Annotated in this window: 17 protein-coding genes; 10 read left to right on the plus strand and 7 right to left on the minus strand. The window is 71.5% G+C overall.

The features are described from left to right. Positions 1-57 precede the first annotated feature (57 nt). The 3 genes from OV207_RS26890 (at position 58) to pip (ending at position 3,062) form a co-directional block, all read left to right on the plus strand. On the plus strand, positions 58-1,281 hold the full coding sequence (locus OV207_RS26890) for a small ribosomal subunit Rsm22 family protein (RefSeq protein WP_267557937.1): 1,224 nt from the start codon (positions 58-60) through the stop codon (positions 1,279-1,281). A 167-nt stretch (positions 1,282-1,448) separates the two neighbouring features. Next, the gene (locus OV207_RS26895; protein WP_267557939.1) at positions 1,449-2,030 is read left to right on the plus strand and encodes a hypothetical protein; all 582 of its coding nucleotides are present in this window, start codon (positions 1,449-1,451) and stop codon (positions 2,028-2,030) included. An 84-nt stretch (positions 2,031-2,114) separates the two neighbouring features. Next, positions 2,115-3,062: a prolyl aminopeptidase gene (gene pip, locus OV207_RS26900; RefSeq protein WP_227027352.1), complete on the plus strand. Its 948-nt coding sequence runs from the start codon at positions 2,115-2,117 to the stop codon at positions 3,060-3,062. A 24-nt stretch (positions 3,063-3,086) separates the two neighbouring features. Here the strand turns inward: pip and OV207_RS26905 are convergent, their stop codons facing one another. Both OV207_RS26905 and OV207_RS26910 read right to left on the minus strand, forming a co-directional pair. After that, on the minus strand, positions 3,087-4,133 hold the full coding sequence (locus tag OV207_RS26905; RefSeq protein WP_267557940.1) for a hypothetical protein: 1,047 nt from the start codon (positions 4,131-4,133) through the stop codon (positions 3,087-3,089). A gap of 50 nt (positions 4,134-4,183) precedes the next feature. Beyond that, complete coding sequence (locus OV207_RS26910; RefSeq protein WP_193349023.1) at positions 4,184-5,581, minus strand: M20/M25/M40 family metallo-hydrolase; 1,398 nt, start codon at positions 5,579-5,581, stop codon at positions 4,184-4,186. An 82-nt stretch (positions 5,582-5,663) separates the two neighbouring features. On the opposite strand from OV207_RS26910, the gene OV207_RS26915 reads away from it, so the two are divergent. Both OV207_RS26915 and OV207_RS26920 read left to right on the plus strand, forming a co-directional pair. Then, entirely contained in the window at positions 5,664-6,038 is a 375-nt protein-coding gene (locus OV207_RS26915) for a response regulator transcription factor (RefSeq protein WP_120544842.1), read from the plus strand. Positions 6,039-6,051: 13 nt separating this feature from the next. After that, positions 6,052-7,191, plus strand: a complete 1,140-nt coding sequence (locus OV207_RS26920) for a TIGR02266 family protein (protein WP_267557941.1) — start codon at positions 6,052-6,054, stop codon at positions 7,189-7,191. A gap of 42 nt (positions 7,192-7,233) precedes the next feature. Here OV207_RS26920 and OV207_RS26925 read toward each other — a convergent pair whose 3' ends face one another. Next, a complete protein-coding gene (locus OV207_RS26925) occupies positions 7,234-7,368 on the minus strand; it encodes a hypothetical protein (RefSeq protein ID WP_255525107.1) in 135 nt (44 codons plus the stop codon). Positions 7,369-7,488: 120 nt separating this feature from the next. Between OV207_RS26925 and OV207_RS26930 the strand changes: the two genes are divergently transcribed. Then, the gene (locus OV207_RS26930) at positions 7,489-9,087 is read left to right on the plus strand and encodes an ATP-binding protein (RefSeq protein ID WP_267557942.1); all 1,599 of its coding nucleotides are present in this window, start codon (positions 7,489-7,491) and stop codon (positions 9,085-9,087) included. A 42-nt stretch (positions 9,088-9,129) separates the two neighbouring features. On the opposite strand, the gene OV207_RS26935 is transcribed toward OV207_RS26930, so the two are convergent. Next, positions 9,130-10,275, minus strand: a complete 1,146-nt coding sequence (locus OV207_RS26935; protein ID WP_267557943.1) for a THUMP domain-containing class I SAM-dependent RNA methyltransferase — start codon at positions 10,273-10,275, stop codon at positions 9,130-9,132. Beyond that, positions 10,272-12,923: a response regulator gene (locus OV207_RS26940; RefSeq protein ID WP_267557944.1), complete on the minus strand. Its 2,652-nt coding sequence runs from the start codon at positions 12,921-12,923 to the stop codon at positions 10,272-10,274. Before OV207_RS26940 ends, OV207_RS26935 begins: the two co-directional genes overlap by 4 nt. Positions 12,924-13,319: 396 nt before the next feature. Here OV207_RS26940 and OV207_RS26945 point away from each other — a divergent pair, with 396 nt between their 5' ends. Both OV207_RS26945 and OV207_RS26950 read left to right on the plus strand, forming a co-directional pair. Then, positions 13,320-14,327: a fatty acid desaturase family protein gene (locus OV207_RS26945; RefSeq protein WP_193349018.1), complete on the plus strand. Its 1,008-nt coding sequence runs from the start codon at positions 13,320-13,322 to the stop codon at positions 14,325-14,327. Positions 14,328-14,714: 387 nt separating this feature from the next. Continuing rightward, the gene (locus OV207_RS26950; protein WP_267557945.1) at positions 14,715-16,880 is read left to right on the plus strand and encodes a glycosyl hydrolase family 18 protein; all 2,166 of its coding nucleotides are present in this window, start codon (positions 14,715-14,717) and stop codon (positions 16,878-16,880) included. A gap of 107 nt (positions 16,881-16,987) precedes the next feature. Here the strand turns inward: OV207_RS26950 and OV207_RS26955 are convergent, their stop codons facing one another. Then, positions 16,988-17,737 (minus strand): lysophospholipid acyltransferase family protein, encoded by a 750-nt coding sequence (locus tag OV207_RS26955; RefSeq protein ID WP_267557946.1) that lies wholly within the window; start codon positions 17,735-17,737, stop codon positions 16,988-16,990. Positions 17,738-17,991: 254 nt separating this feature from the next. On the opposite strand from OV207_RS26955, the gene OV207_RS26960 reads away from it, so the two are divergent. Both OV207_RS26960 and OV207_RS26965 read left to right on the plus strand, forming a co-directional pair. After that, complete coding sequence (locus OV207_RS26960) at positions 17,992-18,879, plus strand: oxidoreductase (protein WP_267557947.1); 888 nt, start codon at positions 17,992-17,994, stop codon at positions 18,877-18,879. A 121-nt stretch (positions 18,880-19,000) separates the two neighbouring features. Next, on the plus strand, positions 19,001-21,595 hold the full coding sequence (locus OV207_RS26965; protein WP_267557948.1) for a S8 family serine peptidase: 2,595 nt from the start codon (positions 19,001-19,003) through the stop codon (positions 21,593-21,595). Positions 21,596-21,663: 68 nt separating this feature from the next. Here OV207_RS26965 and OV207_RS26970 read toward each other — a convergent pair whose 3' ends face one another. Next, on the minus strand, positions 21,664-22,503 hold the full coding sequence (locus OV207_RS26970; protein WP_267557949.1) for an alpha/beta fold hydrolase: 840 nt from the start codon (positions 22,501-22,503) through the stop codon (positions 21,664-21,666). Positions 22,504-22,529: the final 26 nt, after the last annotated feature.

The following is a 22,529-nucleotide window of genomic DNA, read 5'->3' on the forward strand; positions in this document are numbered from 1 at the left end:
GCGGAACGGGTTTAACGCGGTCGCCTCCGGGTGGCGACCCCAGAAGTGAAGGCACGGATGAGCAACGCATACAGCAAGGACTTGGAGCGGTGGCTGCCGCGGCTCATCGCCGTGTGGCGCGCGTCGCGGGGCAAGGGCGACGGGCCGGAGGGGCGCCTCACGCCCCAGGAGGTCAAGGAGGTGGGCGCGGGGGTGAAGCAGTTGTCACTCGGCCTCACCCGTGAGCGGCAGCTGGCCGGCGCCCGGTACATGGACGACCCGCGCCTCTTGGGCGCCTACCTGCTCTTCTACTGGCCGGTCTCCTACGCCCAGGCGCGGCAGGTGCTGGGGGAGCTGCCCAACCGCCCCCGCCACGTGCTGGACCTGGGCAGCGGCCCGGGCCCGGTCGCCTTCGCGGCGATGGACGCGGGCGCCAGTGAAGTCACCGCGGCGGACCGCAGCAAGCCGGCCCTGGCCCTGGCGCTCAAGCTGGCCACGGAGGCGGGCGAGGCGCTGGCCACGCGCGAGTGGGATCCGCTGAAGAAGAACGCCTCCCTGCCGGACGGCCAGTACGACCTGGTGACGATGGGGCACGTCGTCAACGAACTGTACGGCGCCACGGACGAAGCGCTCAAGCCGCGCGCGGCGCTGCTGGAGGCCGTGCTGGCGAAGGTGAAGAAGGGCGGCAGCCTGCTGGTGATGGAGCCCGCGCTGCGCGAGACGAGCCGCAACCTGCTCAAGGTGCGCGACCTGCTGGTGGAGCGCGGCTACGCCATCCGCGCGCCGTGCCTGTACCGGGGGGCCTGCCCCGCGCTGGTGAAGGAGACGGACTGGTGCCACGCCGAGCGCGCGTGGCCCATGCCGCGCGTGGTGGAGGAGCTGGCGCGCACGGCCGGGTTCCACAAGGAGTCGCTGAAGATGAGCTACCTGGTGGTGGCGCCCAAGGGGGAGGCGTGGCCGGAGCCGCCCCCGGGCCGGGTGTTCCGCATCGTCAGCGAGTCGCTGGAGGGCAAGGGCCGCCAGCGCTACATCGGCTGCGGGCCGGAGGGGCGCGTGGGCCTGGCGATGCAGGAGCGCCACCGCGCGGAGAAGAACGAGCGGTTCTTCCACCTCCAGCGCGGGGACGTCATTGAAGCGACGGACCTGGAGACCAAGGGCGACGGCTTCGCGCTCGGGGAGAACGCCGAGGTGCGCATCGTGGCCCAGGCCGGACGCGGCGTGCCCCCCGGCCCCCCCCGAGCGCCCGAAGCCCCCCGGGACCCCGCCCCGCCCACGGCGCCCGTCCCACCCGAGAAGCCCTGAGCGGACGCGGGAACGACCTGGAAGGGCCCTGGGCGGGAGCGTCCAGGTGAAACACCCGGCGGAGCCCTGAGCGGAAGCGGGCGCGGCAACGACCTGGAAGGAGCCTCCGCTCCGTACATGGGTGCGGAGTCCAGGTCATCCGCCCCCCCTTCCGAGGTTCCGCCTCCGTGCCGCGCTCCCTCCGTTCCCTGCCCGCCGCGCTCCTGCTCTTCATGCTCGCCTCGTCCCTGACCCGCGCGGAGGAGGACCGCGCGATGCACGGGCCGTGGATTGGCGTGTCGCTGCCGCGCAGCTCCGGCTTCGACACCACGGTGCGCGACCCCTCCCCGCTGTTTGCGCAGGACGTTCGCTTTGACAGCGGCGTGGGCCTGGGCGTGCGCGCGGGCTACGACTTCGAGGCGCTGGTGGGCGCGTTCGTCACCGCCGAGCTGCTCACCGGCCGCGAGGACAGCTTCTACACGTCCTTCGCCGGCGGCCTGCGCGTGCTGACGCCCACCGCCCCGCTCCGCGCGGGCCTCACCGCGGGCGTGCGCTTCATCGACTCGGGGCCGGCCCTGCCCTTCTTCACCACCGGCGTCCTGGGCGAGGCGCGGCTCGGGCGGCACCTGGGCCTCCTCCTGGAAGTGGACAAGTCCTGGCCCCTGAAGCGGGAAATCACCGTCGACAGCGAAACCGGTGATCACCCGCGGAGCACCACCGTGGTGGGTGGGCCCTGGGGACTCGTGCTCGGGCTGACGTGGTACTTCTGAGCGGATCCGCGCGAACGAACCAAGCTGCTAGGGTCCCCCCACTCTCCCTCTCACGGAAGGAACGCCGTGCCCGCACCCACGCCGCTGCGCACGCTCTATCCCCCCATCGAGCCCTACCGCACCGGTCGGCTGGGCGTCCCGGGTGACCACTCCCTGTACTTCGAGGAGTGCGGCAACCCGAACGGCAAGCCCGTGGTGTTCGTGCACGGCGGCCCCGGCGGCGGCACCGACGCGAAGCAGCGCCGCTTCTTCGACCCCAGCGTCTACCGCATCATCCTCTTCGACCAGCGCGGCTGTGGCCGCAGCACCCCACACGCCAGCTTGGTGATGAACACCACCTGGGACCTGGTGGCGGACATGGAGCGGCTGCGCGAACACCTGGGCCTGGAGGCCTGGCAGCTCTTCGGCGGCTCGTGGGGCAGCACCCTGGCGCTCGCCTACGCGCAGGCGCACCCGGAGCGCGTCACGGAGCTGGTGCTGCGCGGCATCTTCCTGTTGCGCAAGCAGGAGATCGACTGGTTCTACCAGCGCGGCGCGGACGCGATGTTCCCGGACGCGTGGGAGCACTTCCTCGCGCCCATCCCGGAGGAGGAGCGCGGGGACCTGCTCCAGGCGTACGCGAGGCGGCTGTTCGGCGACGACCGCCACGCGCAGCAGGAGGCCGCCCGGGCGTGGAGCATGTGGGAGGGCCGCACGAGCTGCCTGTACCCGAACCCGGAGCTCATCGCGCGCAACGCGGGGGACGACTTCGCCATCGCCTTCGCGCGCATCGAATGCCACTACTTCCTCAACCGGGGTTGGATGCGCACCGACACCCAGCTCCTGGATGACGTGCACCGCATCCGCCACATCCCCGCCGTCATCGTGCAGGGCCGCTACGACGTCGTGTGTCCGCCGGAGAGCGCGTGGGCCCTGCACCGCGCGTGGCCCGAGGCCCAGTTCGTCATCGTCCCGGACGCCGGCCACTCCGCCAACGAGCCCGGCAACACGTCCGCGCTCATCGAGGCCACGGACCGCTTCCGCAGCCGCTAGGAGTCCGGAGGGCGCGGGGGCCGGCTACATGTCCTGGCCTTCCGCGTCGTCCGTCACCCATTCGCACTTCGGCGCGAGCCACACGTAGTGCCCCAGGTGCCGCCGCCCCGCCTGGGCCTCGGGGTCCGGAGCGGGCAGGAAGACGCTGAAGGCCTTCCAGCCCTCCGGCCCGTCCGCGTCCGCCTTCGCCTGGGCCCTGGACAGGTCCCCCGTCCCCGTCTCTCCCGACAGGTACGGTGACACGAGGAGCCTCCCACAGCCCGCGCCCACCAGCATGCCCACGTCCCGCATGCGCTCGTGCATGGCGGGCTCCTGCGCGATCACCGCCACGGGCAGCCCCAGCCCCGTCAGCACCGTCTTGAAGTGGGTCTGCCGGGCCTGACACGCCACGCTCCCCTGCTTCAGCCTCAGCTCGGCCAGCGGGTCTCCCTGGCGTGCGCGCTCCTGGAGCGACGCGAGGCGCGCCGCCTCCTCCTGCTTCTGCTTCGGCGTGCAGGGGCCCACGCACTGCCCCTTCATCACCTGCCGGGCCAGCACCGCGTCGCCCCGCACCACGCGGAGCAGCAGGTCCGTCGTCGGACACGCCGGCGCCGGGCTCGGGGTGACGCGGTGGACGGTGAGCTCCAGGCCGGGCGAGTCCGGGAACGGGAACGTGCCTTGCGCCTTCGCGTCCGCGGGCAGCGCCTCCTTCAGCGCGTTGGGCGAAGGACACGCCAGCGCGGCGGCGCCCGTCAGCGGCTGCACCCGGACGCCCGGCACCATCGGTCGCACCAGCGCCCGGGCCGCCTCCGCCTCCTCCTTCGTGCCACACACCCCCAGCAGCAGGACGTGCTGGCCCTCCGGGAGCCCCGGCAGCGCCTTGGAGGCGACCAGCTTGGGGAAGCCCTTCGCGGGCTTCACCCAGGCGAAGGCACGCGCCTGCTTCTGGGCCGCCAGCAGCTTCGCCACCGGGGGGCGCTTGGTGTCCTGTCCCAGGACGATGGCCCACGGCGCCTCCGCCGCCAGGACGCTCCGGGGCCCCAGGGCGCACAGCAGCAGCAGACAGACGTTCCAGAGGGGAGGCACGCGCATGGGGGCGCATCTAGTCCATCCGCCCCCACCGGGAAACCCCTCCGGCCCGCCTATCCGCGCGAGCCCAGCGCCTTCGCCAGTTCCTCATAGAGATGGATGGCGGAGCGGATGGACTTCTCCCAGTCCCCCAGGTGCAGGCTCTCGTTCTCCGAGTGGGCGTACGTGTACGGATCCTCCACGCCGATGAGCAGCGCGGGCACGCCGCCCAGCTCCTTGGCGAACGGCTCCACGAACGGGATGGACCCTCCGCACCCGATGGTGACGGGCTTCTTCGCGTAGCCCTTCTCCAGCGCGCGGAACGCCGCCTGGAAGGCCGGGTGCGACGAGTCCGTGTACCACCAGCCGGACGCCTGGTCCTCGCGGATCTCCAGCTCCAGGCCCCACGGACACACCTTCTTCAGGTGCGCCACCAGCCGGCGCTGCACGTCCTCCGGATCCAGGTCCGGCACCACGCGGATGCCCACGCGCGCCCACGCCGACTCCACGATGATGTTGCGCGCGTCCTTGCGGCTGCTGGCCTGGATGGCGTTGATGGCCAGGCTCGGCTGGCGCCAGTTCATCTCCCACGGGTGGCGTCCGCCGCCCAGCAGCTCCACGCCCGCGTTGAGCCCCACCTGCTCGCGGAAGGTGGCGTCGTCGCCCGGCAGCGCCTGGATGCTCTGACGCTCCGCCTCCGTCAGCGGCTTCACATGCTCCATCACCCCTTCGATGGCGATGGAGCCGTCCGCGTGCGTCAGGCTCGCGAGCATCCGGCACAGCGCCATGGCCGGGTCCGGCACCGGCCCGCCCCACATGCCGGAGTGCACCGCCTGCTTCAGGCCGCGCACCTCCACGTCCACCGTCACCAGCCCGCGCAGCGCCGTGGTGATGGACGGCAGGCCCGTGTCGAAGTTCGACGTGTCCGTCAACACGATGGCGTCCGCCGCCACCAACTTCGCGTGCTTCTGGAGAAATGCACCCAGGTGGTCACTGCCCGCCTCTTCCTCCCCTTCGATGATGACCTTCACGTTGAGTGGGAGCTGGCCGGTGCTCTTGAGCCACGCGTCCACCGCGGAGGAGTGCACGACGATGCCGGCCTTGTCGTCCGCGGCGCCGCGCCCGTACAGGCGACCGTCGCGCAGCTCCGGCTCGAAGGGCGGGCTCTTCCACGCGGCCTCGTCCCCGGCGGGCTGCACGTCGTGGTGCGCGTAGAGCAGCAGCGTGGGCTTGCCCGGCGCCTTGAGCACCTCGCCATAGACATACGGATGGGCGCCCTCGATTTCCAGGAGCTGGACGTTTTCAAACCCACGGTCTTTCAACAGCGCGGCGGTTGCTTCGGCGCTCTTGCGCACGAGGCCCGGGTCGAAGCCGGCGAAGGACACACTGGGGATGCGTACGAGGGCCTTGAGGTCCTCCAGGTACGCGGCTTTCTGGGACTCGAAATGGGACAGCGCCTGGTCGATGGACATGCCCACCCCTTAACCCAAAAGGCGGGCAGGCGCCGTACGACAGCCGCGCCGAAAAACGCGCGGCCCATGTATCCTGCCGCCCATGTCTGGACTGCCAACCCTGCTGCTGGTGGATGACGACAGCTTCGTGCGTCGCATCCTCAAGGACGTCATCGCGGAGACGGGCATCGCCCTGAGACTGCTGGAGGCAGCCGACGGGGAAGAGGGACTGGCGCTGGCCGCGAAGGAGCAGCCCGCGGTGATGTTCCTGGACCTGTTCATGCCGAAGAAGAGCGGGCTGGAGGTGCTGGGGGCCATCAAGAGCGTGTCGCCGGGAACGCGCGTGCTCGTCATCAGCAGCATGGACGCCGAGCCGGTGGTGGAGCAGGCCATCGCCGCGGGCGCGGTGGGCTTCGTGGGCAAGCCCTTCCACCCCATGGAGATCGCGTCGGCCATGCGCGAGGCGCTCGCGTCCTGATTCCGAGGTTCCCGTGTCGTCATCCGCTGTCGGTTACTGGGTGGGAGATTCGCTTGGCCGCGTGCTGGGCCCGCTCCAGTTGCAAGCATTCCGCGAGCTCATCGCCTCCGGCCGTTTGAAGACGGCCGTGCGCGCGTCGCGCGATGGAACGAACTGGATTCCGTTGCAGGAGCTGCCGGAGGTGCGCGACCTGTTCGCCACCGCGGCGCCCTCCGCTTCGGTGGAGACGCAGCAGGCGGAGCGCCTGCGCACCCAGTTGAGGGGCCTGCTGCACCTGCCCCCGCATGAGGTCTTCGGGCTCAAGCCGCAGGCGTCGCTCGACGAGTTCCGCACCGCCTTCTTCCGCATGGCGAAGCGCTTCTCGCCGGATCACCTGTCGCCGGACCTGCACCCGGAGCTCCGGAAGATCTCCGTGGAGATCTTCGACTTCCTCTCGCGGCGGATCCGCGAGGCGGAGACGCTCTTCCTCCAGGGCACGACCCCGCCTCCGCCCGCGCCGCCTCCCCGCCTGGACATGAGCGGAACGCTGCCACCGCCACCGCCGCCGTCGCCGCTGCCCCTGAGCGGCTCCCCGGTGGCCGCGCGGCCGCCTCCGCCGTTCGTCCCCCCGCCCCCGCCGCCCGCGCCGGTCGCGGCACGTCCTCCACAGTACGTCCCGCCGCCCGCGCCGCCACGGCCTCCGCCGGTGATGACGCCGTCCGCGCGCCCCCTGGCCCCGCCGCCTCCCGCCCCCCCACCGCCCGCGCCTCCGCCCCCCGCGCCGGCCCGGCGTCCGGTGGCGGCGCCCCCCCCGCCGTCCTATTCGAGCGCGGAGTTCGTGGGTCTGGAGCGGCGCTCGGACGACCGGCTGCACGCGGACGTGCGGGTGACGATGAAGAACACGGGCATCTTCACCGACCACCGCATCATCAACCTGTCGTCGGGCGGTCTGTTCATCGGCACGGACCGGCCGTTGCGACTGGGGACGCAGGTGGAGCTGACGCTGCGCTTCGATGATCCGGAGCGGGTGATGACCCTGCGCAGCTCCGTCATCTGGGAGAACTCCCTCGATGACGGCAAGAACCCTCGCGGCTACGGGCTGCGGCTGAGCGCCTTGCGCGCGGAGGAGCGCGACTTCATCCAGCAGTACGTCCGCCGCCCGAAGAAGCCCTGAGCCCGCGGCTCAGGCCCCGTCCTGGGATGGCGGACGGGGCCCTCAGAACAACTGCACCAGCAAGACCGCGCTCATGGCCACGAAGGTCACCATCACCACCATGACGGACTTCAATTCCAGGTCCCTGCGGTCCAACTCGTTCGCGAAGTTCACGGTGTTCTCTCCCATCCTCGTCATCAATGCCTTCACCCCTTCCTACGGACCTCGCGTGGATCGATTGCCTGGGAGCCCGCGGCGCCCCGGGGCGGCGTGGCATGCGGTCAGGGAAGCGGACGGCGTCATGCGGCCGGTGACGCGATGAGCGCCGGGGCTCCGCCCGTCACGCTGGACGGCCTGCTCCAGCGGCTGCCGATGCCGCTGCTCGTCGTCCGGGGCGACCGGCTGGTGTTCACCAACGCCGCGCTCCAGGCGCTGCTGGGCCTGCGCGAGGACGAGCTGCCGTCGGTCCTGGAGTTCAACGCCCGCTTCTCTCCGGACGAGAGCGCGTGGGTGGAGCCCCTGTCGCGGGCGCTGGCCCGCGGCGAGCCCCTGCCGGAGCAGCCGTCCTGGGTGCGGATGCGGAGCGAGGACGGGCGTCAGCACTTGATGACGATGCTCCACGCGCCGGGCCGGGTGCCGGAGGAGCAGCTGGTGGTGCTGCTGGACGCCGAGGGCGGGGACGCGGTGCGCAGGCTGTCCACCCTGCTGGTGTCCACCGCGGCGCAGCTGCTGCGCTGCCGCGACGAGGCGGCGGTGCTGGAGCTGGCGGTGGAGGCCGTGCACCAGCAGGGCTTCTACGTGTCCGTGATGCTGCTGGAGGGCGACCACCTGCGCCACGGGCCGCTGCGCCAGGAGCCGGAGGGCCTGGCGGCCGCCGAACGCATCTACGGGCAGAGCATCCACGAGGTGCGCATCCACCGCGCGGCCATGCCGCAACTGGCGGACGTGCTCACCCGGCGCAAGGCGGCCTTCCATCCGGATGCGTTCAGCATGGCCCGACGGATCCATCCGCCGGAGGTGGCGGACAACATCGAGCGCATCTATCCCCCGGGCTCTCGCGCGCTGGACGCGCCCATCTTCGTGGGGGATGAGCCCTTCGGCGTGCTCGCGGTGCAGTCCCCCACGCTCACGCCCGCGAACGCCGGCGCGCTGGAGCTGTTCGCGCAGCTCATTGGCGGGGCGCTGGAGAACGTGCGCCACCACCGCGCGGCGGAGGCCCGGCTCGCGGAGGTGTCACGGCTGCAGGGTGAGCTGGTCGCGAGCGAGCGGCTGACGGCCCTGGGCGAGGCGGCGGGGGTGGTGGCCCACGAGGTGCGCAACCCCCTGGGCGCCATCCTCAACACGGTGGCGGTGCTCAAGCGCGAATCGCGCCTGGGGCCCTCCGGCGCCGCGGCGGTGGAGATGCTGGAGGAGGAGGCCATCCGGCTGGAGGACATCGTGCGCGACCTGCTGGACACGGTGCGCCCGCTGGAGCCCCGGCCCCGCCTGCTGAACCTGGGGGAGCTGGTGCACCGGGCGCTCGGCCAGCTCCAGGGCCGGGAGGGGCTGCCCGCGGCGCACGTGGTGTTCGAGGAGGCGCCGGACGTGCCGGACTTCTCCGGCGACGAGACGCTGCTCCAGCTCGCCCTCACGCACCTGATGCGCAACGCCCTGCAGGCCTCGCCCGCGCGGGGCACGGTGCACGTGGCCGTACGCCGCGTGCCCCGGGGCGTGTCCCTGGTGGTGGAGGACGAGGGCCCGGGCATCGCGGGCACGGATCCCCACCGCGCCTTCGAGCCCTTCTTCCTCACGCGCGCCAACGGGCGAGGCCTGGGGCTGGCCATCGTGCGGCGCGTGGTGCTCGCGCACGGGGGCACGGTGCACGCTGGCGCGCGGCCCGAAGGGGGCGCGCGCTTCGAGCTGGTGCTGCCGCTCTAGGTCCCAGGGACAGCGCTGGCGCCCAGCATGCCAGGGCCACGCTCAGGCGGGCCCGGCCAGCACCAGCAGACACGGCAGGCCGCCGTTCTTCACGTCCACCGTCCGCGCACCCTCCAGCCCCAGCGCGGCCAGCAGCTTCGGCTCGTCGGGGATGATGATGGCCTTGCGCCAGCCCCGGAACGCGCCGTTCAACGTGGCGCCCAGCGCGCGGTAGAGGTCCGGCAGGTCCAGGTCCTCGCCCACGCGCTTGCCGTAGGGCGGATTGGCCACCACCAGTCCGGGCCCCTCCGACGGCGCCTTCAACGTGCGCAGGTCGTGCCGCTCCAGCGTCAGCGTCACCCCCGCGCGCTTCGCGTTGCGCCGCGCCGTCCCCAGCGCGCCCGCGTTGATGTCGTAGCCCCGGATGGCCACGCGCGGCTCGGCCAGCGCGCCCGCCTCCGCCTCCGCGCGGCGGCGCGCCCACCCTTCCTTGTCGAACGCGGGGAACGACTGGAAGGCGAACGTGCGCAGCAGCCCCGGGGCCTTGCGCTGGGACATCCACGCGCCCTCCACCAGGAAGGTGCCCGAGCCGCACATCGGATCCACCAGGGGCACGTCCCCCGTGTAGCCCGCGAGCCCCAGCAGGCCCGCCGCCAGCGTCTCGCGCAGCGGCGCGCGCCCCACCTCCTGCCGGTAGCCGCGCTGGTGCAGCGGCTCCCCGGAGGTGTCCACGCTCACCGTCCACCGGTCCCCTTCCCCGCGCACGAGCAGCGTGAGCCCTGGCGCGCCCCCCTCCTCGTCCAGGTGCGGCCCCGCTCGCAGCACCTCCTTCACGCCCCAGGCCACCGCGGCGGACTCCAGCACCACGTTGGGCCCCGGCGCCGCGGAGCGGTGCAGCGTCACCGACACCCGGGGCGGCGCCTTGCCGTCCCAGAAGTCCTGGAGGGGCAGCGCGGCCAGCTCGCGCACCAGCCCGTCCGCCGTGGGCGCCTTGAAGGTGCCCAGGCGCAGGAGCACGCGGCTGGCGGTGCGCAGGTGCAGGTTCGCCGTCTGGTACAGGCCCGGCGGCCCCACGAACTCGGCGCCCCCCTCCACGCGGCGGGGGCCCAGCCCACAGGCGCGGGCCTCCGCCTCCAGCGCGGGCTCCAGCCCGGGCAGCGTGGACACGTAGATGACTTCCTCGCCCGTCCGGGTGCGCGCGTCCGTCACGGCGCACGCGTCCGGGGCGCGTCCGGCAGCGCGGCGGAGACCTGCGTCAACGCGCGCTCCATTTGATCCAGGTCATACGGCTTGGGCAGCAGCACCGCGCGCTCCAGTTCTTTTCCGGATTCAGAGGTCACCGCGCGCGAATCGCCGGAGGCGATGACGATGCGCAGGGTGGGGAACCGCCGCACGGCCTCGCGCGCCAGCGCCACGCCGGACATGCCCGGCAGGGTCACGTCCGTGAAGAGCACGTCGATGGGGTCCGTTCCCAGCACCGCGCGCGCCGCTTCCGCGCTCTCCACCGCGTGCACGCCATGTCCCATGTCCGTGAGCAGTTCGCACGCGGATTCGCGGATGTCCGCGTCATCCTCCACCAGCAGGATGCGCAGCGGCCCCTTCAATTCGCCGCCCCCCGCGCGCGCCCCCGAGGACGCGGAGGTCGGCGCGGGCGCCTGCGGGGCCACCGCCGTGGGCGCCTGCGGCCGCGGCCCCTTCGCCGCCAAGCGCTGCTCGCGGTTCTTCAGCATCGCGCGGATCTTCCGCGCCAGGTCCTCGCGCCGGTACGGCTTGCTCAACAGGCTCACGCCGGGATCCAACCGGCCGCCGTGCACGATGGCGTTCTCCGTGTAGCCCGACGTGAAGAGCACCTCCAGGTCCGGCAGCAGCTCCTTGGCCTGCCGCGCCAGCTCCGGACTGCGCACCGGCCCCGGCATCACCACGTCCGTGAAGAGCAGGTCCACCGGCAGGCCGCTCTGGATGACCGCGAGCGCGCTCTGCCCGTCCGTCGCCTTGAGCACCCGGTAGCCCAGCTCCCCCAGCACCTCCACCACCGTGCCGCGCACCGCCGGGTCGTCCTCCACCACCAGGATGGTCTCCGTGCCGCCCTCCACCTGGCCCGTGGCGGCCTCCGTCGGCTGCACCGCCACCTGGAAGGTGCGCGGCAGGTAGATCTTCAGCGACGTGCCGTGCCCCACCTCGCTGTAGATCTTCACGTGGCCGCCGGACTGCTTCACGAAGCCGTACACCATGCTCAGCCCCAGGCCCGTGCCGCGCCCCTCCGGCTTGGTGGTGAAGAACGGCTCGAACGCGCGCTCCATCACCTCCGGCGCCATGCCCGAGCCCGTGTCGGAGATGGCCAGCATCACGTACTGCCCCGCGGTGACCTCCGGGTGCAGCAGCGCGTAGTGGTCATCCAGCATCGCGTTGCCCGCCTCGATGGTCAGCTTGCCCCGGCCGTCCATGGCGTCGCGCGCGTTGATGGCCAGGTTGAGGATGACGTTCTCCAGCTGGTTGCGGTCCACCGACGTGTTCCACAGCCCGCCCGCGATGACCGTCTCCACCTCCACGTCCTCGCCCAGCGCGCGGCGCAACAGGTCGTCCATGTCGCGCACCAGCCGGCCCACGCTGAGCGCCGTGGGCGCCAGCGGCTGGCGCCGGGCGAAGGCCAGCAGCTGCGAGGACAGCCGCGCCCCGCGCTCCACCGCGCCCAGCGCCGTCTCCAGCCGCCGCTGCGCCTTCGCGTCGCCCGCCATGTCGCGCTGGAGCAGCTGGAGGTTGCCGCTCACCACCTGGAGCAGGTTGTTGAAGTCGTGCGCCACGCCGCCCGTCAGCTTGCCCACCGCCTCCATCTTCTGCGCCTGGCGCAGCGCGGCCTCCGTCTGGCGCCGCTCCGCCTCGCTCTCCTCCAGCGCCCGCGTGCGCTCGCGCACCAATTCCTCCAGGTGGTCGCGGTGGCGCGCCAGTTCGCCCTCGGCGCGCTTCTGCGCCGTCATGTCGTGGCCCTGGACGAAGATGCCGGAGACGCGCCCGTCGGGCTCCACGATGGGCTGGTACACCAGGTCCACGAAGGCCTCCTCCAGCACGCCCCCGGGCACGCGCTGCAACATCACGCGCATGCCGTGGCCGACGAAGGGCTCACCGGACGTGAGCACCCCGTCCAGCAGCTCGAAGTAGCCCTGCCCGGCCACCTCCGGCAGGGCCTCCCGGATGGGCTTGCCCAGGATGTCCCGGTGCCCGATGAGCTGGAGGTAGGCCCGGTTCACCAGCTCGAAGACGTGGTCGGGGCCCCTCAAGGAGCACATGAAGCCCGGCGCCGCCTCGAACAGCCGCCGCAGGTGCTTGCGCTCGCCGTCCAGCGTGAGGTTCGCCTCCTGCACGGCCTTGGCGCGCAGGAACACGCCGCCCTCCAGCTGCGGGCCCGGCCCCCGCGACGACAGGCCTTCCACCTCGCGCATGGCCTGCTTGAGCTGCTGCAGCTCCGTCACGTCCATCGTGTGCTGGAGGATGAAGGCCACCTTCCCCGCCCCATCCAGCAGGGGGGTGTGCGTGGCGCTCCAGAAGCGGTCCTCCACGACGACGCCCTGCTCCGTGTGCCGGGGGACGCGGTAGGGGATGAGCGCCAGGGTGTCCAGCACCCCCTCGTTCAGCACCCGGAAGAATGAATCGCGCAGCATCCGCAGGCTGGCGTTGGCCGGGTCGTCCGGGTCGTGGGGGAACGCCTCGAAGACGTAGCGCCCCACCAGGTCCTCCAGCCGGCTGGCGGTCACCCGCAGGTAGGCCGCGTTCGCCGTCACGTACCGCAGGTCGCGGTCCAGCAGCATGTACGGGTTCGGTGAGAGCTCGAAGAGCTTCTGGAAGTCGAAGGGTGCCTGCATCCATTGACCGGAAGGCGGGAGCCCTCCGTCCTTTCCTGGGGCCGCGGGACGCGGAAAGGGCGTGCCTCCCCAGTGTACGAACAACACCTCCTGCACACCGTCCAAAAGGCCGGAGCACCTCCACCTTCCCAGGCGCCAGGGCCCCGGAAGGCCGCCCACTGGACACTGCCCGACACCCGGCCAGTCCCGCCGTCCCCTTGCCTTACCTGTCCGTCCTGGCTGTAAGATTGGGCGGGTATTTCCGACCTCAGGATTACTGTGCTATGAGATTATTACCGCCCAGGCGGTGTAGTCCCACATGGACCGGGGTGCGCGGCAGGGGGTCGCCTTGGGTTGGGAGGAAGGGCCTCCCTGCCTCCAGCCAGAGCGCTTGCGCCCGGCTGGAGGTCTGTCCCCATGCTTGCCGTTCCAGAACCCCAGTTGCTGGATGACTCGGAAGCGGTCACCTCTCGCGTGTTCGAGCGCAAGTCGCTGACTTCCAGCGTGCGAGCGCTGTCGATGGTGACCAACTGGCGTGGCCTGTGGGCGATGACGCGCCAGTGGCTCATCATCGCGCTGGCATTGGGCTTCGTGGTGCAGGTGGACCAGTGGTGGGCGTGGCTGGTGGCCGCGGTGATCATCTCCACCCGTCAGCACGCGCTCCTGAGCCTGGTGCACGAAGCGTCACACCACCACCTGCTCACGAACCGGTCCGCGAACGACCTCCTGGCGGACCTGCTGTGCGCGTTTCCCATGAACATCACCACGGCGGGCTACCGCAAGGAGCACGCGGAGCACCACCGCTACGTCAACACCCCGAAGGACCCCTACTGGCGCACCGCGCAGCGCGACGCCGCGTGGATCTTCCCGAGGACGCGCTGGGGCGCCGCGCGCGTGCTCCTGGGCGACATGGTGGGCGTGTTCACCCTCTCCCACCTGAAGATCATGATCCCCTGGTCCTTCACGGGCCGGATGATGGGCAAGGGGGGGCCGCCGCCCTCGGGCGCGGAGAAGGTGCGCTACACGCTGTGGCTCGTGGGCCTGGTGGCGTTCCTCACGCTCACGGGCGGCTGGCTGCACTACCTGCTCTTGTGGTCGGTGCCGTCGCTCACGCTGATGATGGTGGCCTTCCGCATCCGCGCGGTGGTGGAGCACCCCTTCACCGCGGCCACGCCGGACGAGACCCATGAGACGCGGGACGTGGAGTCACCCACTTGGTTCGAGCGCTTCTTCATCGCGCCCTTCAACGCCAGCTACCACCTGTCCCATCACCTCTTCCCGTCGGTGCCCTACTACCACCTGCCAGAGCTGCACGCGCAGCTCCAGCGGACCGGCCTCTACCGTCCCGGGGAGAACCACTTCCGCACGTACCTGCAGGGAGAGGGCAGCGCGTGGACGTTCATGACGTCGGCCGGCAGGAAGTGACTTCCAACGTCGTTGAAGCATTGGATTCCCACGCCTGACGGCATGGGTACCTTCCCCCTGGAGGCGCGTCAGGAGCGCCTCCAGGCGTGGGAAGGGCCCGCTCGCAGGAGCCGTCACCAGGCGCGTTTCACTCTCACACCGGCCGCCCGCGCCTCCGTCCGCGCACCGGCCTGGCGTCCGTGCGACGTGCCGAAACACCCCACCCCATGGCTTGAACGCTGACGGGTGATCGCGGTGTTTCTTGGCCCTCGATTGCCAGGTCCCCCAAGCGTCCGCCAATTCCGGCGCGACCCCAGGGCGGCCGGGGGCTTCGCTGCCACGCACCGCGGGCAGCGGGTGCAGCGCCTCCGACGCCGTCCTGTCTCACCTGGCGAGGCAGGAGCAGACTTGAGAAGGCAGCTCATCGGGTTGCTTGTCGCGTTGGGCGCGGTCCACGCCGGCTGTGGTGGTGCCCCGGACTTCACCTCCACCGCGGGTGACGAGGACTCGCTGTTGACCTCCGGTGACGCGCTCGCGAGCGCGACCACCCTGTATGACGACGCGCTGGGTTCGGGCTGGCAGGACTGGTCCTGGGCCACGCACAGCCTTTCGGCGACGAAGCCCGTGTTCGCGGGCACCCGCTCCATCTCCGCGACGTTCGGCCCGTGGAAGGGCGTGTACCTGAACCACGCGGGCGTCCCCACCACGGGCTTCGGCTTCGTGGAGCTGCAGGTGCACCCGGGCGCGACGAACAACCCCGCCCTCGCCGTCTACGCGACCGTGGGCACGTCCCAGAAGCCCCCCGTGGCGCTCAACCCGTCCTGCGCGGGCGGCAGCATCAAGGCCAACGCGTGGACGCAGTGCCGCGTGCCCCTCTCCACCCTGGGCGCGGCGGGCGGCAGCCTGACCGGCTTCGTGGTGATGGAGAACGCGGGCCGGTCGCTGCCCACGGTGTACTTCGACAACCTGCGCCTGGGCACCAGCGCCACCGCGCCGTCCGCCCCCACCGGCCTGAAGGCGACCGGCTCCGCGACGGACGTCGCGCTCACCTGGGGCGCGGTGACGGGCGCCACGGGCTACCACGTCTACCGCGCGGCCTCCCAGACGGGCACGTACACGAAGCTCACCGCGTCCCCCGTCGCGTCCGCGTCCTACAAGGACACCAGCGCCGTTACCGGCACGACGTCCTGGTACGCCGTCACCGCGCTGAACGCGGCCGGGGAGAGCGCGCGTTCGGCCGCGGTGTCCGGCACGCGCACCGCGCCCACCGGCGTGAGCATCACCGTCACCCCCGCGAGCGCGACGCTGGCGCAGGGCGGCGTGCAGACCTTCACCGCGAAGGTGACGGGCGCCACCAACACGGCCGTCACCTGGTCCGTGCTGGAGGGCGCGGGCGGCGGCAGCGTCACCTCCAGCGGCACGTACACTGCGCCCCGGACGGCGGGCAGCTACCACGTCGTCGCGACGAGCGTCGCGGACGCGACGAAGAAGGCCACCGCGGACGTCACCGTCACGGGCCCGGTGGGCAACACCAACAAGTGGGTGTCCGGCTACTACACGGGCTGGAACGCGGATGACTACCCGCCGGAGAAGGTGGACTTCAGCGCGCTCACGCACATCATCGTCGGCCGCGTGACGCCGAACGCGGACGGCACCGTCAACGCCGTCTTCGACAACTCCAACGGCTCCGCCATGGCGAAGACGCTGTCCACGCGCGCGCACGCGGCGGGGCGCAAGGCCATCATCATGGTGGGCGGCGCAGGCGAGCACGCCGGCTGGGTGGGCGCGGCCGCCCCCGCGAACCGGGAGAAGTTCGTCGCGAACCTGCTCAAGGTGATGGACGACCACGGCTACGACGGGCTGGACATCGACTGGGAGCCGGTGGAGGAGGCGGACAAGCCGAACCTGCTCGCGCTCGCGCAGCGGCTGCGCCAGCTGCGGCCCAACATGCTGATGACCTTCCCCATCGGCTGGGTGAACAACAACTTCCGCACCGACGCGGAGCTCAAGTGGTACCCGCAGCTGGCGGCGTACATGGACCAGGTCAACGTCATGTCCTACGAGATGATTGGCGTCTGGGACGGGTGGGATTCGTGGTTCAGCTCCGCGCTCACGGGCGAGTCCGGCACCCACCCCACGTCCGTGGAGTCCAGCCTCAAGGCCTGGGTGAACGCGGGCATCCCCAAGGAGAAGCTGGGCATGGGCATCCCGTTCTACGGCCTCGCGTGGCGCAACATCACCGGCCCGCGCCAGCCCTTCACCAACTGGTCCGACTACGTGGGCGGGGACAACTCCTTCACGTACAAGAAGATCCTCGCGCTCTCCAAGACGGGCACCCTGAAGTGGGACGCGGCGGCGCAGGCCAACTACGTCACCTTCAACACGCCCGTGGAGGACGGCACCGTGCGCTGGATTACCTACGACGGCCCGGAGGCCATCCAGGCCAAGGGCCAGTACGCCAAGGCCAACGGCTACGGCGGCACCATCATCTGGACCATCAACCAGGGCTGCACCGACCCCGCGACGGGCGCCAACCCCCTCCTCACCGAGGTGAAGAAGGCGTTCCTCCAGTAGTCCCGAGGCTCGGAGTCCGGAGCCCGGAGTCCGGAGTCCGAAGGCGTGAAGCACCCGGCCGCGTGGGCACCGTCGCCCGCGCGGCCGTCTTCGTTCCAGGGGCAGCCCTACGCGGGGGGCGGCGCGGAGGCCGGCGGCGCAGAGGCCTCCACCGCCTCCGGGCGCGCGGCGTAGACGCCCTGGTACGCGGGCGGCAGCAGCGCGGCCACCCGGCGCATCATCGCGTCCACCAGCGCCTGGCGCGCGTCCCGGGCCCCGGCGACCTCCGGCTCCAGGTCCTCCATGCGGAAGGCGGGGCCGAACGTCACCGTGACGTTGGCGTGGAAGAGCCGCTCGCCGCCCATGTCGGAGTCGTTGATGGGCATCAGCTTCTCCGTGCCCGTCAGCGCCACCGGAACAATGGGCACCCCGGCGCGCTTGGCGATGAGGCCCACGCCCTTCTTCGCCTGGAGCATGCCCCCGGAGCGGCTGCGGCCCCCTTCCGGGAAGATGAGCACCGACTGGCCGCCCTTGAGCAGCTCCACGCAGCGGCGCAGCGCTTCGATGTCCGGCGAGTTCGGCGTGATGTCGATGGTGTCCATCGTCTCCGCCGCCAGCCGCGTCATCACCGTGCCGTGCAGCTTCACGCCGGCCAGGAAGACGACCTGCCGGGGGCGAAACGCGCGGTAGAGCGTGAAGCCGTCCGCGTTGGACAGGTGGTTGCAGATGAAGAGGCAGGGGCCGGGCGGCACCTGCCTCAGGCCGTACACCTTCGCGTGGGACAGCGTGCCCCACACCGCGTGCATCAGCCCGCGCACGACGCGCCGGCGGGGCGCGCGCGGCAACAGCGACATCAGGAAGAAGAGAACTCGTAGCACGCGGCGGCCCACTTCCTTTCCCGGGTGCCCCCGCGCAACACGGGGCGGGACGGCTCCGCGTCCCTGGCGAAGATGTAGTCCTGCCTGCCAGGGTCGGTCAGCGCCCGTCCGCCAGCCCCTCCCTGCCCGCCTGCCCATCCGTCATCCAGCCAACGCCCACACCGCCCCCTTGTTCCAGGGTTCGGGAGAAAAGCATGGCCGGACGCGGCCCCCTGGCCGCGCGAGGCCACACCCCGCGTGTTATGGGAAGGCCCATGAGCGTCGAAGCCACGCCCTCTCGCGCGAAGAAGCCCGTCGAGTACGAGGCCACCGTCACCGCCGTGCGCATGGAGACGCACGACACGGCGACGCTGCTGTTGGACCTGGGCCCGGGGCCGCTCGACTACAAGGCGGGCCAGTTCCTCAACATCGACCCGCACCAGTTCCCCGCGCTCGCCCACCAGTGCGCGTACCTCCAGGAGCAGAAGGGGCGCAAGGAGCCGGCGCGCTCGTACTCGCTCGCCTCCGCGCCGCACGAACCGCACGTGGCCATCACGGTGAAGGACGAGGAGTTCATCTCCGGCGTCACCCGCTACCCGCCCCTGCTGTCGCCGCTGCTCGTGCACGGCCGCCTCACCGGCGCGCGCCTCAAGGTCACGGGCTTCATGGGGCCCTACGTCCTGCCGGACGACGTGGCCGACAAGACGGACCACGTCCTGCACCTGGTCGCGGGCTCCGGCGCGGTGCCCAACTTCGCCATGCTGAAGGACGCGCTGCACCGGGGGCTGAAGCTGCGCCACACCTTCCTCGCGTCCAACAAGACCTGGGGCGACATCCTCTACCGCGAGGAGCTGGCCGCGCTGGAGCGCTCCGCGCCCGACCGCGTGCGCGTGGTGCACACCCTCACGCGGGAGCTGGACGAAACCAAGTACGGCCCCCAGGTGCGCAAGGGCCGCGTCAACGAAGCGCTGCTCCAGGAGCTGCTCCCGGACCGCGACACCTGCCTCGTCTACGTCTGCGGCCCCGCCATCACCCCGTGGGACCGGCGCAAGGCGCTGGAGACGCGCACCCCCGCGACGCCGCGCTTCATGGAGGCCGTGCTCGGCCACCTGCACGCGCTGGACATCCCCGACAAGCGCATCAAGCGCGAGGCCTACGGATGACGTCGTGCGTCAGCGACATTCCGGGAAAGCCCGCATAGCCGATATCCCGTGAATATCTTCAGGGGACGGCGTCCTGGAAGCAGCCGGCTCGGCATGAGCACGGCCCCAGGAGCACACCCCCATGAAGAAGGCGAAGGCCCAGCCCTTGAAGCTGGCGCTGGTCGTGATGACGTGTACCGCCGCGACGAACGCGGCCGCGGTGAACGTGGACCGTGGTGGCCACCCCCAGGGGGGGCCGGCGTCGCTGGCCCCCGCGACGCTCAAGCCGCGAGGCTCGCACGCGTCGCTCAAGCGCACGGTTCGCGCGGAGGACCTCCAGGCCGCGTTCCGCAACCGCATCGAGGTGAAGTTCCGCGAGGGCAGCGGCGTGCGCTCGCGCGGGGGTGAGCTTGCGCTGGACGCCACCCAGGCCCGCGGCGCGGCGGCCATCGCGGAGCTGGACCGGGTGCGCGCCACGCTGCGCGGCGCCCGTCGCTACGCGGCGATGAAGATGCACCCCTTCACGGAGGACACCGCCGCGTGGCTCAAGGCCCAGGGCGAGCGCGGCTCGGGCACGGAGCTGCCGGATCCGAACCTCTGGTACTACCTGTACGTGGACGCGGGTTCGGACCAGGCGGTCGCGGACGTCGTCAACGCGCTCAACGCGCTGGACGTGGTGGAGGTGGCCTATCCGTCGCCCCTGCCCGTGCGCTCCGCGGACATGGACTCCCGGAGCGCGGAGGCCTTCGAGGCGTACTGGCGCGAGCACGCGCGCATGGACTGGCCCACGCAGGAGCACCTGCTGTCCTGGGAGCGCGGTGAGGGCGCGCGGACGCTGCTGAACGAAGCGCCGCCCCCTCCTTCTGCGGTGGCCGCGCCCACCCCGGCGCTCGGGCCCTCCGGCATGCTGGCCGTCAGCTACGTGGCGGACCAGGACTACGGCGAGGCCGCGCCCACCGGCATCGACACGGACTGGCTGCGGGGCAACTTCTACAACGCCTACGGCAACGGCTGGGGCTACACCGACGCCGAGTACTCCTGGAACTACTGGCACCAGGACCTCACCCAGCTGACGGGCGCGGTGCTCGTCAACGGCCAGCCCCACGCCAGCGCGGCGGTGCTGGGCAACCGCAACCACGGCACCGCCGTGGTCGGCGTGCTCAGCAGTGACACCAACGCCTTCGGCACCACGGGCCTGGTGAACGGCTCCGCCGTGCGCCTGTCCACCGAGTGGCCCACCACCGGCTACAACCGCGCCTCCGCCATCTACTCGGCGTCCAACCAGTTCTGGGCGGGCGCCGTCATCCTGCTGGAGATGCAGGCGGCCTCCACCATCGACTGCAACGGCGACGGCATCGTCAGCGCCTCCGGCGCCAACGCGGACTATGTCCCCGCCGAGTACGTCCCGGCCGTGCGCGACGCCGTCAAGGTCGCCACCGCCAACGGCCGCATCGTCGTGGCGGCCGGCGGCAACGGAAACTGCAACCTGGACCTCGCGACCTTCGGTGGCTACTTCAGCGCCACCGACGCGACGAAGGACTCGGGCGCCATCATCGTGGGCGCGGGTGAGAAGCTCACGCGCAACAAGGCGTTCTTCTCCACCTACGGCAGCCGCGTGGACACGCAGGCCGAGGGCGACTTCAAGATCGTCACCACCGGCTATGGCGACAGGTACTCCGCGGAAGGGGAGAACCTCTTCTACACGTCCACCTTCTCCGGCACGTCCGGCGCGTCGCCCATCGTCACCGGCGCCGCGGTGGGCCTGTCCGGCGTGATGTACCTGCGCTACGGCGGCCACTACCACCCGAAGGAGATGCGCGACCTCCTGCGCCGCGACGGCACGCCCCAGGCCGCGGGCGGGAAGATTGGACCGCGCCCGGACCTGCGCAAGCAGATCTCCCACATGCAGAACCGCTACCCGGCCATGCACTCCACGGACTTCGACGGAGATGGCCGCAGCGACTACGCGGTGTGGCGGCCGAGCACCGGCGTGTGGAACATCCGTTTCTCCTCCACCGGCCTCACCCAGTCCATCCAGTGGGGCATGCAGGGCGACGTGCCGGTGCCCGCGGACGTGACGGGGGACGCCCGCGCGGAGCTCATCGTGTGGCGGCCGAGCACCGGCATGTGGCTGGTGCGCAAGTGGGACGGCACCACGCAGTCCACCCAGTGGGGCATGCTGGGTGACATCCCGGTGCCCCTGGACTTCACGGGCGACAAGAAGGCGGAGTTCGTCGTCTACCGCCCCCCGTACGTCGGGGGCACCCCGGAGGGCCAGTGGCTCATCCGCTACGCCAACAACACGTACACCGCCATCAACTGGGGCGCGGCGGGTGACGTGCCCATCGCGCGCGACTTCGACGGCGACGGCTACGAGGACGTCTCCGTGTACCGGCCGTCCACCGGCCAGTGGATCATCCGCTTCTTCAGCGGCACCTCCGCCGTCCACGCCCTGGGCTCCTGGAGCGACGTGCCCGTGCCGTACAAGGCGGGCAACCAGTGGAACCTGGCGGTGTGGAACCCGACCACGGGCATCTTCACCACGAAGAACATCCACGGCGGCGGCACCAGCACCGCGCAGTGGGGCCTGCCCGGAGACATCCCGCGCTTCGGTGACGCCAACCTGGACGGCACCGACGAGTACATCGTCTGGAGGCCGTCGTCGGGCACCTGGTACAACGCCCAGTTCGGCGGCGTGCAGTGGGGCCTGCCCGGCGACCTCGCCCTGTCGCGGTAGTCCCCCGCGCGAAACAGAAGCAGTCACACGGCGGGCGGCCCCTTCTCCAGCGAAGGGCCGCCCGCTGTTCACTTCTCCGGCGGCAGGTGCTCCAGGAACGCGAGCACGCGGTCGGCCGTCTCACGCGGCTGCTCCAGCGGGAACAGGTGGGACGCGAGCGGCAGCACGTCACACTTCGCCAGGGGCAGTTCGCGCTCCACCCGGGCCAGCGCCGCGGGCAGCAGCGTGTCCGACTTCTCACCGCGCAGCACCAGCGTGGGCGCGGCGTTGGCGCGGATGAGCTTCCAGGGGTCCGCGGGGAAGGTCTCGAAGATGCGGGCCTCCCACTCGCGCGGGATGCGCAGCTTGAAGTCGCCCTCCGGCGTCGGCACCAGCCCGTGGGTGATGTAGTCGTTGAAGCAGTCCGCGTCCCAGTCGCGGAACAGCTTGCGGGAGCGGTACGCCTCCGCGGCCTCCTCGCGCGTCGGCCACCGGTCCCGCCGGCGCAGCGCGCCCTGCACGATGGCGGTGCGGTCCATGCGGCCCAGCAGCTTCATCAGGCGCACCGCCCAGGCCCGCGCGCCGGTGATGAGCACCGGATCCAACGCCACCACCGCGCGGAACAGCCCGGGGTTCGCGGCGGACGCCATCAGCGTGCTGGCCCCGCCCACGCTGTGGCCCACGCCCAGCACGCCCGAGCGGCCCCGCGCCTTGAGCTCCCGCGCCAGGTCGTCGCCCAGCTCGGCCCAGGTCGTGAGCCGCTTTGGATCCTCGTCCGGCACCAGCGGCCGCGTGCGCAGCGACACCACGTGGTAGCGCGTCGCCAGCCGCGCGAAGAGCTTGCGGTACGTCTCCGGCGGAAACCCGTTCGCGCAGGCGAAGTGCAGGAGCGGCCCCGTGCCGCCCCAATCATCCAGCTCCAAGGCCATGCCCCCTCCCGACAGAAGCGCCCGCC

This window comes from Corallococcus sp. BB11-1 (assembly GCF_026626625.1).
Taxonomy (GTDB): domain Bacteria; phylum Myxococcota; class Myxococcia; order Myxococcales; family Myxococcaceae; genus Corallococcus; species Corallococcus soli.

Bases quoted from the DNA above. Each gene is read 5' to 3' on its own strand.
- OV207_RS26890 (WP_267557937.1), top strand. From the start codon at position 58: ATGAGCAACGCATACAGCAAGGACTTGGAGCGGTGGCTGCCGCGGCTC.
- OV207_RS26905 (WP_267557940.1), bottom strand. From the start codon at position 4,133: ATGCGCGTGCCTCCCCTCTGGAACGTCTGTCTGCTGCTGCTGTGCGCC.
- OV207_RS26910 (WP_193349023.1), bottom strand. From the start codon at position 5,581: ATGTCCATCGACCAGGCGCTGTCCCATTTCGAGTCCCAGAAAGCCGCG.
- OV207_RS26915 (WP_120544842.1), top strand. From the start codon at position 5,664: ATGTCTGGACTGCCAACCCTGCTGCTGGTGGATGACGACAGCTTCGTG.
- OV207_RS26925 (WP_255525107.1), bottom strand. From the start codon at position 7,368: ATGACGAGGATGGGAGAGAACACCGTGAACTTCGCGAACGAGTTGGAC.
- OV207_RS26930 (WP_267557942.1), top strand. From the start codon at position 7,489: ATGAGCGCCGGGGCTCCGCCCGTCACGCTGGACGGCCTGCTCCAGCGG.
- OV207_RS26940 (WP_267557944.1), bottom strand. From the start codon at position 12,923: ATGCAGGCACCCTTCGACTTCCAGAAGCTCTTCGAGCTCTCACCGAAC.
- OV207_RS26945 (WP_193349018.1), top strand. From the start codon at position 13,320: ATGCTTGCCGTTCCAGAACCCCAGTTGCTGGATGACTCGGAAGCGGTC.
- OV207_RS26960 (WP_267557947.1), top strand. From the start codon at position 17,992: ATGAGCGTCGAAGCCACGCCCTCTCGCGCGAAGAAGCCCGTCGAGTAC.
- OV207_RS26965 (WP_267557948.1), top strand. From the start codon at position 19,001: ATGAAGAAGGCGAAGGCCCAGCCCTTGAAGCTGGCGCTGGTCGTGATG.
- OV207_RS26970 (WP_267557949.1), bottom strand. From the start codon at position 22,503: ATGGCCTTGGAGCTGGATGATTGGGGCGGCACGGGGCCGCTCCTGCAC.